8 protein-coding genes are annotated in these 14,449 nt (G+C 36.1%); 1 reads left to right on the top strand and 7 read right to left on the bottom strand.

The genetic code is table 11. The features are described from left to right. Positions 1-195: 195 nt before the first annotated feature. The 5 genes from tssI to DKK70_RS04715 form a co-directional block, all read right to left on the bottom strand. On the bottom strand, positions 196-3,006 hold the full coding sequence (tssI, locus tag DKK70_RS04735; protein WP_110432945.1) for a type VI secretion system tip protein TssI/VgrG: 2,811 nt from the start codon (positions 3,004-3,006) through the stop codon (positions 196-198). 14 nt (positions 3,007-3,020) lie between these two features. Next, positions 3,021-4,787, bottom strand: coding sequence for a type VI secretion system baseplate subunit TssF (gene tssF / locus DKK70_RS04730; RefSeq protein WP_110432944.1), 1,767 nt, complete (start codon positions 4,785-4,787; stop codon positions 3,021-3,023). 120 nt (positions 4,788-4,907) lie between these two features. Next, on the bottom strand, positions 4,908-5,606 hold the full coding sequence (locus DKK70_RS04725; RefSeq protein WP_110432943.1) for a hypothetical protein: 699 nt from the start codon (positions 5,604-5,606) through the stop codon (positions 4,908-4,910). 755 nt (positions 5,607-6,361) lie between these two features. Then, a complete protein-coding gene (locus tag DKK70_RS04720) occupies positions 6,362-8,323 on the bottom strand; it encodes a glycoside hydrolase family 3 protein (protein WP_110432942.1) in 1,962 nt (653 codons plus the stop codon). Between the two features lie 496 nt (positions 8,324-8,819). Continuing rightward, positions 8,820-9,443: a LysE/ArgO family amino acid transporter gene (locus tag DKK70_RS04715; protein ID WP_110432949.1), complete on the bottom strand. Its 624-nt coding sequence runs from the start codon at positions 9,441-9,443 to the stop codon at positions 8,820-8,822. 175 nt (positions 9,444-9,618) lie between these two features. Between DKK70_RS04715 and DKK70_RS04710 the strand changes: the two genes are divergently transcribed. Further along, positions 9,619-10,425 carry a sulfite exporter TauE/SafE family protein gene (locus DKK70_RS04710; protein WP_110432941.1) on the top strand — a complete coding sequence of 269 codons (807 nt, stop codon included), beginning with the start codon at positions 9,619-9,621 and terminating at the stop codon, positions 10,423-10,425. A gap of 665 nt (positions 10,426-11,090) precedes the next feature. Here DKK70_RS04710 and DKK70_RS04700 read toward each other — a convergent pair. Further along, positions 11,091-12,605: a hypothetical protein gene (locus DKK70_RS04700; protein ID WP_110432939.1), complete on the bottom strand. Its 1,515-nt coding sequence runs from the start codon at positions 12,603-12,605 to the stop codon at positions 11,091-11,093. A 411-nt stretch (positions 12,606-13,016) separates the two neighbouring features. Further along, positions 13,017-14,366 carry an APC family permease gene (locus tag DKK70_RS04695; protein WP_181415912.1) on the bottom strand — a complete coding sequence of 450 codons (1,350 nt, stop codon included), beginning with the start codon at positions 14,364-14,366 and terminating at the stop codon, positions 13,017-13,019. Positions 14,367-14,449: the final 83 nt, after the last annotated feature.

Genomic DNA, 14,449 nt, shown 5'->3' with positions numbered 1-14,449 from the left:
AACATTGGATAAAACAGCATAAAGTGGCATTTGAGATCTTGCTGTTATCGCAACCCACTCAGTAAGCGAAATTGTGCTCATTTCTACTCCCTTACGATAAACTTCTATTATCCATTAACGGTTATCGTTTATCAGTTATCGATTATCGATTATCGTTTATTGATTACCTATTATCTGTTATCGATTATTAAACGATTATTTTTTAATCAGAAAATCAGCAGGATTGGTCCTGAAATTCCCCATTGCCGATGCATTATTCAGCGCCGAATTTGTCATTCCGGTAAAACCGCCCGATTTTATATTTTCAGCAAAATCCAGTGCCTGTTTTACATTTTGAATGTTATTTTTAAGCGCAGCCGCATTGTTAAATGCACCTGAAGCGAGTTGCGAAGCATCATTAAAACCAAGGTTTTTTACTAAATCATTGGCAAAATCGGTTGGGCTGCCCAACATGCCTAAATTTGCTCCTGCGCCACCAGCAAAACCACCGCCAGGAATCAATTTATCCATCATCGCAGAGCTGTCAAATAGATCTGATAAACCACCTAAACCGGCTATGCCATCTGGCATGCCTAAATTTCCTCCAATGCCACCAGCAAAACCACCGCCAGGAATCAATTTATCCATCATCGCAGAGCTGTCAAATAGATCTGATAAACCACCTAAACCGGCTATGCCATCTGGCATGCCTAAATTTCCTCCAATGCCACCAGCAAAACCACCGCCAGGAATCAATTTATCCATCATCGCAGAGCTGTCAAATAGATCTGATAAACCACCTAAACCGGCTATGCCATCTGGCATGCCTAAATTTCCTCCAATGCCACCAGCAAAACCACCACCAGGAATCAATTTATCCATCATCGCAGAGCTGTCAAATAGATCTGATAAACCACCCAAACCGGCTATGCCATCTGGCATTCCTAAATTTGGTGTCGCTCCGCCAGCAAAACCACCGCCAGAGATCAGATATTGCATTTTATCTGAATTGTCTGGTGCCCCAAATGGTGTTTCACCAATATCACACTCGCCTCGTTTACATCTTTCACACTCTTCACAGAACGGAGCATCTTTTTTCAAGGTGTTTTGCTGAGTCAATGTCGGAGCCAATAAGGCAGAGATAATACCCGGAATTTTTAACTTAAGTTTCTTCCCTTTACCTGGCGAACCGGCGCCCATATTGAATGGACTAGAGGTAAAAATACCGGATGGTTTTAAGGCGATAAATTGTCCACCAGCTTTAATGGTCAGCTCTGTACCGGCATCCAAGGTTATTTTGGAGTTGGCTTTAGCAGAAATTTCGTTTCCTGCATCGATCACATAGTCTGTACCAACCTTTAGATGGGAATCAACACTGTTACTTTCAGATTTGCTTCCCTCACGTTTTATTTTTGTTTCGCCTTTTATAGAAAGGTCACTATTTCCTGTGATCTCAATTACGTTGTTATTACCAATTTTAATTTTATGGTCATTGTGGATATCCCACATTACGTCATTATTAATAAGAGAATTAAAATCTTTTTGTCCATGAATGTAGATCTGTTCTTGACCACTTTCATCTTCAAAAGAGATCTCATTAAATCCTTCTGCCTTATGAGATTTAGAACGCCAGACCATTTTAGTTTTATGCGCCGGTAACTCATAAGGTGGCTTGTTAAGATCATTATAATAACGGCCACTAACGATAGGGCGATCAATATCACCATCTACATAAGTGATAATAACCTCTTGGCCTATACGAGGTAAGGTAACACTACCAAAGCCGTTACCTGCCCATTGGTTAGAGACTCTCACCCAAGCTGATGCTTTATCATCAGCAGCATCATAACGGTTCCAATGAAAGTGAACTTTGACACAACCATATTCGTTGGTATGGATTTCTTCTCCTGCGGGGCCTACTACTTCAGCAATTTCATTGGCATCAGGAACTGGTTTATGGATATAAGCCGGTCGCCACTCTTTTTCAGATGAGATGAATTCAACTTGATTAGTTACCACCGTTGGACCATTATCGGCCTCCTCTTCCAACGCCTGTGGGCAATAACCTTGATGGCTAACCCTAATCACCTGCCAATTGGCATTTAATTTACTATCCGGATGCTCGGATAGAGAAAAAATGACTCCAGGCATAAGACTAAAGCAATTGGTGGTTGCACGACCTAATTCGGTTTCTGCTTGTAATGCTTCTAAGCGATATTTGGTAAATGTTTTACCTGGTGCATCATCTTCAAAACGACCGTAACTTTCAAAGATTGCGAAGTGTTCGTTACTCTCTTTAGCTGATGATTGATGAATTAAATCGTAGGCAGTTTTTTTATAATTTCTATCTTTATGAATAGCCATATTAGGTTTCATGGTGACAGAAAAAGTCAGATCACTCATCATATCGCCAGTTTCGGCTGTTTGAGGATGCAAGTTATAAGTTAAACTAACCCCCGATTTTTGCCCTAATCTGGTATCAGCATAAAAAATCTGCTCGTTTTCATCGTCAATCTGCTCAAACCAGAAGGTAATACCCTCTTCTGCCGACAATCGTTTTAAAAATTGATAATCGGTTTCTCGTTTTTGTGTCACATACTCTCTGACTAGGTGTTCATCATTTAGTTGGTTACTAAATTGCACATTGTGGTATTGAAACATTTCTTCGAGTATTTGAGGAATGCTTTTGAAATGAAAAATCCGACTATCTTGGCGTAAGGTTAATAACCATGCCGATGGCCGTATTATAATTTTATAATGTGTACGCCTAAATCCTGATTTGCCTTGTTCAATGGTTTCGACTAAACCTGACACAGTTCGTTGTTCAGAACCATTGGCTATTACTTTAAAGGTTGCTTGTTGTAAAATTAAATTGGCTAAATCTTCCAAAGGTTCTTTGGTGGCAACATGGAGAGTTAATATAAATAACTCTGACATAGCCTCCTCATGCGTAAACTTATACACAGAAAAAGTATCCTCTGAAAGCTCACCTATTTTACACGTAAAATGAAGACCATTATCATTCATATCTTATCCTTACCTTATATCTGTTTTCGACTACCACTAATTTGTGGTAACTGCCAACATTCTTCAGTTTTTGTGTTGATTATTTGGGTTAATAAGAAACTATTATCAATAATGCAATAAGGGAATAGATTTCCCAATAATAATCCTAACCTAAACATTTCGCCTTTATCTGGATAGAAATCAGGATTTATGTAAAGTTCCATTTTTACGCCTCTTAAAGGTAACCCTTTAACGAGTCTATCAATAGGATGACTTATAACGTTTTCTATCCCTTGTAAAAATTGTTTTAAACGAGTATGTGAGGGACGATTCGACTCACTATGGATATCAAAATCTTGTACTACCTGACGAATCACATTGATATCATTTAAGAAGATAGGACTTAATGATAAATGAGAAATTAAAGGCCAATGAGCATGGCTTGAAATCACCGGTAGTAGTGGTTTGCTAATTTGGGTAATATTCTTAAAGTTAATGCCACTTGATACATCGGTTGTGGGTTTGGATATATCATTAATAGCAAGTTTTAAGATCTCTTCATTATTAATACAATCAAATTCACATAGAAAATATTTTTTATCAGAAATTTCGGTTGGTTTGCCTTGGTGATCAAAAAATGAAATTTTATGTACGATATGGCTTTGAACATCATATTCTCGTTCAACTTTATAGAAAGTATCTGAATCAGCGGACGGATATCGTGTCGGTGAAAATTTGGTGATCGGTCGATATTCCGTTATTATTCCGCGATTGAGATTATGAGCTTCGGTTGGCGAATAAACCCTTCTGATACGCGATAGTTCATGAGCAGCGTTAATCGGCTTAATGATAAACCCAGTTGGAGTTTTGAATTTATTATCAAATGAGATTGGATGACTCACCATTGAGAACTGATTAATCGCAGGCACGCAATATAAGAGAAATACGTTTTCATCAATTATATTGTCAAATGGAAACACATGACTAAAGTTAAACACTATTTTAAAAGAGCTAGCCGATTGCTGATGAAAAAATGATTTTATGTGACGAAGATCCAATTCAATGAAATCATTAACATGGTCGGTATAAAAATATTCTTGCAACAGTTGTAATCGCCAATATTGAATATTATTACAAGAGAGCAACAAATCTTTTGAAGTAAAAGGTTTAATCTTAACAAACTGATTAGAGCAGTACTGGAATTCACCTGAGAGGTTGATCTGCACATCCTTCAAATATTGTGAAAACCATAACAGTAACAATCCTGCGGTTTGTCGATCTTTACCCAAAAAAAGAGGTAAAGGTTCTATATCCCAGTTAATTTTTTCCGGGCTTCCCGTCCATTCAAACGTTAGGGTGATTTGCGAACCTTCATTACTGTGTACTATTTTACGATCTATTATTTGCAGAGGTAAAATATTTACATCTCGCCGCGTTTGAAACACATAACTTTCATTCATTTCAAGCGTTGGTTGATTTTGTAGTCGTGTGCCACTCGCCACAAAATAACTTTCACCATTTTTTTCTGGGGTAAACTCAATGATAGTTGTTGCGGGTATTGGATTAATTGGTGTTGACCACACTTCGTCTAATAAAGCGTGGGTAATTTCAGGAAAAGCATCATCAATTTTTTGCCGTAAACGAGCCGTTAAAAAAGCATTTGCTTCAAATACCCGCTCAACATCGGGATCATTGGATGATGGAGAATAGAATACTTCTAGTTCAGGGTGTTTTTGTGCAAAGTCCCTAGCTAATAATTTTAAGTATGATATCTCATCTTGGTAAAAATCCTTTAGTTCCATTAAAATAAAGCCCCATTAACTTATAATATTGCAAATATTACTTAAACAAAACTTCATTGGCGATGATAGCATAAAAACTAATCAATCACATTTGAAAAGATCTAATGTTTTCTTTAACTCTTATTTGGTTTTATCCTTATATTTTTCAGACAATAATAAGGCTGCGTTGTCGTAACTTTTTTTCATTAATTCGTCAATTTGCAACGCGTCAGTTATACTGCTGCCAATCTTCGGTGGTACGTAGTCTATCTCAATATTAACTGGTGAATAAGATGACCAATTGCCGGTGGTGACATCAACTAAAGTAAATTTTAATAAGTAACGTAATGCTTTAGTTTTGCTAGATAATTTACCGCCTTCATACTGGCTCCATTTAACTATATTGGTTTTGTCGTCCAAATCACCTTTTTCAATTGTGCCCCAATAAACAATGATTGTATTTTGCCCGCCTTTAGCCGCAATAAGTCGCAGGAGTTTCATATAGTTATTATTAACCTGCTGTTCTTTATCTTTTCGACGGTTGGAGGAGCTTTTGTTTTTGGAAAAACCATTATAAACCGAAACGTTATAATAGTTTGACAATGCAGCTTGCATGTAAGCATCTGGTACTTGCGCTCCGGATTGAGCGAGAATAATTGAAGACTTTAATGGAACACGAAAGCCTTTTTGTGCGTAGTAAGCAGCTTCTTGAATATCATAGTCGGTAATTTCTTTATCTAACTCTTCATCAAAGATATCTTTATCGGTTAATTGACTTTGTGTTACTTTTGAAATCGTATACATAGGGTTTTTAGAAGTTTGCTCAGAAGCACAACTCATTAAAAAAACTGATATAAAACATAGTGATATTCGATGGATCAACGTGGTGTTTCGCATAAAACAATATGTCCCTATTTAGTTTAATGAATAATAATATCCTCTAATAGTATACTTTATGTGGTATTGTATACAATATAAACTTTGCTAAAATTAACATTTTTTTTATAAAAAAAATTTTTTTATTGACGCATCGTTGATGTTAAATTTTTTTACAGGCTACAAATTAAACGTAATAATATGATTTTTTTTAATATATTTTATTGTTTTAATAATCATTAAAAAAAGAGAATGATTCAATTATTAAACCATTTTTTCTTACTTAACTGTTAATGGCATAACAACGGGTATGCGATCCGATTTCATCAACCTAATAGCTGCTCTAAAAATTAAAATGTTGCAAAAAATAAGTACCTTAAGCAATATTTTTAAATGGTGAATAACTTTTTAAATATGTTTTTGGCTATCTTCTTTTACAAATATTACATCCTAGTAAAAATCTATCCACAAATTAATGTATAAAACAGAACTATTTTAAAGCCCAACAATGGTACGCCAAAGCCAAAACCGCCCCCCAACATAATCTTAAAACCAAAAAACTTGCGGTCGTCTCCCCCAACCGTGCAAACGATTATCAAAAAAAGTAAATAGTCAGTAGGGTTGATGGATGATTATGGAGGTGGTTAAGAGGAAAACGCTATTGTTTAGAATAACAACTAACAGCTATTGCCTTAAGGCAATAGCATTGATTAGAACAATTACTGTGTTAGACCATAACCTAATGGATAAAGTGCTGGCATATCATTAGGCAAATCAGAAGATTGTTTTAAAACGCTATCCATTGAGTCTGGCAGTGCAAACGGTAATTTAGCGTTATATGGATTGCTATCGAATAATCGGTTAAATAACACCTCATCTTTTACCCCAAAATTGGCAATGACCGCCTTAGCAGTTTGTTTTATTGGCGTTAAAACTGCCGGTCTATCTAAATAGACAGTGACAACAACGGGATGTTTTTTACTGGCTTCATTAATAAATTGGATATCTTTATCATCGGCAGTAAATTCTAGTGAACCTTCATGATATTTGGCCCCAAAAAAGTAATTTTTGTGTTTTTGTTCATAAGGTGCATTTAGCCGAGCCACCACTACATCAGCCTGCTCTAATTTATCAACAATATTAGCTTTACCTTTGAGGCTATTTTTAACATCATCACCAAAACCATATAAATAGACTTTAGTTTTAGCTTGCAATGGCAATGTTTTATCTCTATTTTCTAATAAAACCAATGAATCAAATTGCGCTTTGTCAGCTACTTTTTGGAAATCTTGATTACCGACAAAACGACTCGCCTGATTAGGATCGACATAAGGATTTTCGAATTGGCCTAACTTAAATTTTTGCGTCAAAATAGCTAAAACAGCACTATCGATGGTCTTCTCGTCCAATTTATTACTTTTTACCGCTGAAACAATAACCGAACTATCACTGACCCCACCAAATTGTTGGACACCCGCTTGAATTGCTTTAATAAAACGTTGCTCTACAGTCAGATCTTCAACTCCCCATGACATACCTTCAGCTTTAAGTGGCACATCTGGCGGATTGCCGTTGATACAAATCTCATTACAATCTTTGGTGATATTCCAATCACTAATAATCACCCCATTAAATTTATAGGTATCGCGTAAAAGATCTTTTAATAAATAGCTATTAAAACCACCACCAACCGGTTCGATTTTGTGGCCATTGAACTCCGCATTTTTTAAGATGGAATAAGTTGGCATTACCGCAGCCACGTTGACCTCGAATGCGCCAATAAACGGAATGATATGTTGTTGCAAACTATCTTTTTGGGTATAAAGGGCATATTTGCCATAAGCACTATGGCTATCAAAGCCATTTTCGGCAGCGCCATAACCAACCCAATGTTTAACCACTGCCGCCACACTTTGTGAATTTAACCCCTGTTTTCCATTTTGTACACCTGCGATATAACCACGAACCATGCTTTTACTCAGCAAGGGATCTTCACCAAATGTTCCTTCAAAACGAGACCAACGAGGCTCGGTTCCCAAATCCGCCATAGGTGACAAAGCTTGGGTTATCCCTAATGAACGGTACTCTTGTCGGATGATATTGCCATACTCATTAATCACTAATTCATCGCCAATCGCCGCCATACCTAAAGTACCTGGCCATTGGCTAAAACCCGCTTTACTTGTCACTTTATTACCATAATAGAAGGTATTGCGCGGATCAACACTTATGGTTAAAGGAATCGCTAAACGGGAGGACTCAGCAATTTGTTGTAATTGATTATTCTGTTCAGCAAAATCTTTAGGACTGACTTCCAGACGAGTTATTAAACTATTTACTTTATCATCAAGCACTAACTGTTTAATTTCTTCAAAATTATACTTATCACCATGACCCAGTTCATCGCCGATACTTCTGGCATTGCCATGCATCATTAATCCGGCTTTTTCTTCTAAAGATAATTTTGTTAGTAAATCTTGAGCACGAACTTCAGGAGACAAACGCCAATCTTCAAAAGGAGATAATTTACCATCGCGATCAAAGTCTTTAAACTCCAGATTATCAACCACAATTTTCTTTAATTGCTGACTTTTTAGCTCTGCTTGTTCAATAGCCAGCGCCTGCCCAGCAACCAGTGTTGCGCTAACCAACAGTGTCAACTTTACTATTTTATTTGTCATATGAACTCCTTATCTGATTACATCATATCCTATTAAGTTTGAACTCATTACCCGCCGACTAAGTTATAGTTATTTGGTTATAATTATTTGGTTATAGCGACTTAGTTGTATTTAGTTAGCTAGAGTCACTTGACTTTATTTGCTTGACTGTATTTATTTAACTGTATTTATTTAACTGAATATATTCAACTACAGTTATTTAGCTATGGTCACTCTGCTAGAGTTTTTAACGGTCTTTGGCAAATTTAGAGGAAAAAAAAACCTAAACACTTTGCGAACAAAGTGTTTAGGTTTTGCCTGAATATTCAGCTATAAATAAATGGCTAAGTCAACAGTAACAATCCAAACTATTACTGAATAACTTAACACCAAGTGAATATTAGTAGAAATAAAAGATCTAATAATTGTGATGAATATCACGTTATGTGAGCATTTAAGGGTGAATAAGCAACAATGAGCTAGTTAATTAAAATATGTGGCACCTTAAGCATCACTTTTATTGACCATATATCACATAAAAGATAAGTCGATAAGCAATATAAAACATTACTAGCCCAACAACTGTATCCAATATTACCCACATTCTTTTCTTTTTAAATAGTGGAGTAAGGAGCCTCGCACCATAGCCAATACCAAAAAACCAGATAAATGAAACACAAACCGCACCGATTAAAAACGCCCATTTTTGATCAGTCGACAAAGTACCTGCAATTCCACCAACAATGACAACCGTATCTAAATAAACATGCGGATTAAGTAAAGTCACCGCCAGTGTTGCCAACACCACTTTTGCTAAAGAGTTCTTTTGCGGTTGCGCCGAATCCACTTGCATACTACTATTACCTTGCACGGCACTTTTAAATGCATTAAATCCATACCAAAGCAAAAATAATGCGCCCAAAATGGCTAGTGTATTGGTTATTAGTGGATTACGTTCGATAAAAGATCCTACCCCCCAGATCCCTATCGTCATTAAACTAAAATCACAAAAAAAACAGATGGCAGCAACAAAAAAGATATGATTTTTTAATAACCCTTGCTTAAGCACAAACAAATTTTGTGCACCAATAGCAATAATCAAACTCGCTGAGATCATCGCACCACGTAATATTTCTGTCAGCATTTAACTTAATGTCCTAATAAATAAAAACAAACATTATACAAAAAGGTTAAAAATATTTATATCAATATATAAAACGCTATGCTTATTACCCATTTATAAAAAAACGGTTATGATAATCCCCTTCGGTAATTAAATTTATTGCTAATAACATAAAAAAGTATAAGGATATCTGATGATTGTCGAATTTTTAATCTTTTTAAGTATAGGCGCATTTGCTGGATTGCTAGCAGGTATGTTCGGTGTGGGTGGCGGTGCTTTGATCGTACCAGCCTTAATTATGGTACTTGATTACTTTGGTCACGGTGGGCAGTGGATAAACCATATCGCAGTTGCTTCATCGCTCGCGACCATTATTGGTACTAGCTTATCATCAAGTTGGGTTCAGAATAAAAATCATAATATCGAGTGGTCGATCTTAAAGAAGATGTTGCTAGGTTGCATTATTGGCACCATTGGCGGATCGTATATGACGCCTTATATCCCCGGTATTTGGCTGAAATGGATTTTTATCGTTTTCCTTATCTACACCGGCAGTAAATTTATCCTGAAAACTGGAAAAGTAACCAAAAATGAGAATATTCAAGCCGTATCGCTGCATAACGCGGTTTATGTCAGTATTGGTGGTCTTATTGGTGTATTTGCTGCATTGGTTGGTGTGGGAGGTGGTGTATTAGTGGTTCCTTTTTTGAAGAAGTGCGGGGTAGGTATGCGAAAAGCTATCGGAACGTCGGCTGCTTTCACTTTACCGGTCGCTCTTGGTGGTACCATTGGTTATATCATTGCTGGATGGGATATTAAGGCATTGCCAGAATATAGTTTAGGTTTTGTCTATTTACCAGCAGTATTATCAATTATGTTAGCTAGTATGCCGATGGCAAAAGTGGGAGTGCAGATTGCCCAACGATTATCGATAAATAAATTGATTAAATATTTTGGTACTTTTCTGTTATTGATTGCCATTAAACTTATCTTTTCCTAATTAGTAGGTTGTCGCTGTTATTTAATTTATTCGGTGGGCTATATTGTTTAAATTCTGAGTTAGGCGGACTGAACATTTTTTTAATTGTTTCACTATCGGGAGCATAGCCGAGCAAATGATATAAGACCAACCTTTGTCAATTATTTGTTTTGCAGAGTTATTTATCGTGATACAAACATCGGCATTTTGCGCCGGTGTTTGCATTTTCTCCTATAAAAACTTGTCAGCATGCTACCCAACAAATTTGTTCGAAACCTTAATTTTTATGTTTGAAATTGCTTAAATTTGCTGAGGGTTAAAAGATTTAAACAAGGTGTTGCTCAATTTTTTAATCAGTTGAAAGATTTAGAAAAATGATAACTATATGGTTAATCAGGTAAAAAAAATCAGTCGATAAAACTACCGACTGATTTTTGACTTATGTTGTAATTATTCGACACCAACAGATATTACAACTATTTCCCCTAACACCACTTTCGACGTTAGAGATCTCACCTAAAAAAGAGAACTCCGAAATCACCGATTTCGTCAGTTCGTTTGACGCTATGTGTTAAATTTATTATACCATCTATTTTTTGATTATCTATCATAAAAAATGTAAAGATATTGGTATATGTTTTATTCTTCGCTGAGCTGCTCTAAGATTAAAACAGAATAAATATCGTTTAACGTGCAGCACAGATTCCCTTGCCGTTCGTATGAACAGCCTTATCATTACCAATTGTACCATTGTGGGCCCGGATAACAAACTGCGTTTCGAAATCATAAGCATCTGTAACCCAGTAACCATAAGGGTAGTCGAAGTTAGCGCCTGAGTAATTTTTCATGAACCCCCACTCAGAATAGAAACCGGCACCAATGATACGTTGGTATTCATTATTGGGAGATATTGGTGTAGTACCTACACCACCTCTACAAAAAGTACCCGACTCTAGTCCATGACAAGCGGCGTTAGTTAAATCCTTAATCTGCGGAAGACGGTAACCTATTTTATTACACCAAGATAGAGTATTATCATAACCAAATCCATTTGGGCCACGATTGACAAACCATTGTTTTAACTGAAAACCATACTTAATTTTAACATTGCCTCTAGCATCTTTGCCCACTAACTCGAAAGTTTGCGGTAATACCGGTTTATATATAGTACCCGGATCATCTGATACCCATAGTTCAGGTTTCGCTGCTGGACCAGTTAATGTGACATGAACACTTTTATTTGTTGAATTAGTCATAGTAGCTTTTATACCACTAAGATTAACCGTCGCCCAATTAAGTGGCTCTTCAATACCTGCTAGCAATAGGTCGAAAGATAAATTGTTAGAAGCTGTAGTAGGAAAGTTTTTCTCATAGGTAGCCGAATCAATTGATTGAACTAGATAACCATTATCTTCATCCCACATGGAAGCTGGACCTTTATAGTGGGCATCTCCATGTTTCAAGCTCGGTTTAATAAAGCATACCGAAGGTATTGGCATTGCCTTAGGGCTAATGTAATAAGTGGCGCTACTGGGGTCAAAACTACTACTGTTAGGCACACCATAACTGGTACTTAATGTACCGCCATCAGCCTCTAACATCAATTTATACGGTGCTTTACAAATTTTAAGAATATCATTGCGCGTGACAGTTTTGCCATCTTTATCAACGATAGATAGATTTAAATTACCGGTTACGTTAACATTGCCATCGCCATCAGGATCCACCCAATAGGTGTTTGTAGTGGCAATCAGTGTACCTAACTCGATTGAATCAGTATCGGTTGGCAAGAACATGCCAATATCAGCAACACTTTGATCTGCAAGGGGCAATTCAATAGGATTGGTTTCACTAGATGGATTTTCAGATGGGCTATATTTATCACCGTTAGATAAAGTTATACCAAGTAGCTCATCGGTGTTCGTCGCTTGAGTTCGTCCGCCATCAAAGGTTAAATAAGGCGCATTACCACGAATAGTATTTGTTGTTTCAGACGTTAAAGCCAGGCTTGGATAAGAACTTAAAAGTAAGAAACTGAACGATAATAATAATAAAAACAACGAAAATAAGTTGAATTTGCCAGATAATCTTAATGTTTTGCGGATAAATAAACTGCGGTGTAAAACAATACTCTGATTGCTAAATTTTGACAAACTCAAATTACAGGTTGGAAAGATTTTGGGGATAAAATAAAAATACATTACGACAACCTTGTCAACTAGACCTATGTTTTATCTACATTTTAACATAAACCGACTGAATCATTAGTCGATAACTTCACCTTGAAGGATAGTGAGAGTATAGAGACCAAAAAAAAACCTTGCAACTGTTTTTTTGTTGTTTAATGTTAACTATTGTAAAGGATTCAGCAAGGTTTTGCTTACAATTTTTTGCTTAGAGAAAAAATGATGGTTGTTTTACTTTAAAAATCACTTTTCTCAACTTTATTGGCGTTAAAAAACTTTCCTCAAAAATTAATTTTCGGCTAAGCAATTATTGGCACATCAATAAAATTGCATATAAAACAGATAGTAATAATCAAAGCTTAACTTTTTTATAGTCCATTCATAGGAATGGACAAGTTTTGTAGACCATAACAGTAATCAACTATATCACTCTTGATTGCGTTCTAACCAAACTAATGGTTTTTTATTTTTGTTAAGACAAATAATTAATATACCTATCATTAACCAAATGGCGCCAATAACTTTGGCATAATTATCAATATGATATAACACTGGTAATAATAAGGTAATACCAATAATTGGAACTAAGATATCCCCCAAATAAGCATAAAACCCCGATGATCTTTTTTTCACTTTAAAATAACCTATAACCGATAGATGCAACATGATAAATGCACATAATGCACCTACATCAACAAATGAGACTAACATTGGAAGTCCTTTGTCATGATTAGCGGCGATAAAGACTAACAATAGATTAAATAATGCAGAAAACAAAATTGCTCGAGAAGGCACACCACTTTTCTTGCCAATTTTAGCAAAAAATGTAGGCAATCGTTTATCTCGCCCCATACTAAATAATAGACGACTTGCAGCAGCTTGACCAACCATAGCCGCAAACGATGCGCCTATGCCTTTCATCAAACTTAGTGCCCAACCTAACCATAGATTGATTTCATTATTGACGATATTATAGTAAGCCTTACCTTGTAATTCAGGATGATTATGCAAATATTGTGTATCATAAGGATTAAGTAAAGCAGCAATATAGACTTGTAGAACAAATAGACATCCGGCAAGAATTAGACAACTAATGATAGCCTTAGCAACTAAATTTCGTTTACCACTATGTTCTTCTGAAAAAGTTGCGATAGCATCAAAGCCTAAATATGAAAGTACCGCGATAGATACCGCATTAAAAAGGTTACTCCAGTTAAATAACTCACCACCGACAAAGGGATAATACCAATCTTGTTTAACACCATTAGTGGCAATAATCCAGATACCAACAACAAGCACCGCAATAAGTATTACAATTTCAAACAGTAAAATAATCAGCGTGATTTTAGCTGATTTTTTAAAACCGATTAAGTTAAGTAAGGTAGTTAAAACTACCGCTAAACATGTCCACAACCAGACAGGGATTTCGGGAATTAAGGCGTTTAACGAAATACCACTAAATAAATAAGCAACGGCTGGAATAAACAAATAATCAAGGAGTAATAACCAACCGACTAGAAAGCCAGCATTAGGATGAATGCCGGCAGAACAATAAGCATACACAGCGCCAGCATGCGGCAGTGCGTTTGACATTCTAGCATAAGAATAGGCAGTAAATCCCATCACTAGCGTTGCAACAATATAAACCAGTGCAACAGCGCCATCACTAATAACATCTAAAACACCAAATAAACCAACAGGTGCGGCAGGACCAATAAAAAGCAATCCCAAAATAATTAAATCTCGAAATCGCATATTTTTAGTTAATTGCTGCATAATCATCCTCATTTAATTATTCCTTTTGATGGGGAAAATCTTAAAGGATTTAAGCAATTTAGACTAAGATCAGCTGGTTATTA

The sequence above is a fragment of the Gilliamella apicola genome, from assembly GCF_003202655.1.
Classification (GTDB): domain Bacteria; phylum Pseudomonadota; class Gammaproteobacteria; order Enterobacterales; family Orbaceae; genus Gilliamella; species Gilliamella apicola_R.
The sequence above is the reverse complement of the archived record's forward strand: the minus strand, read 5'-3'. Positions and strand labels throughout refer to the sequence as shown.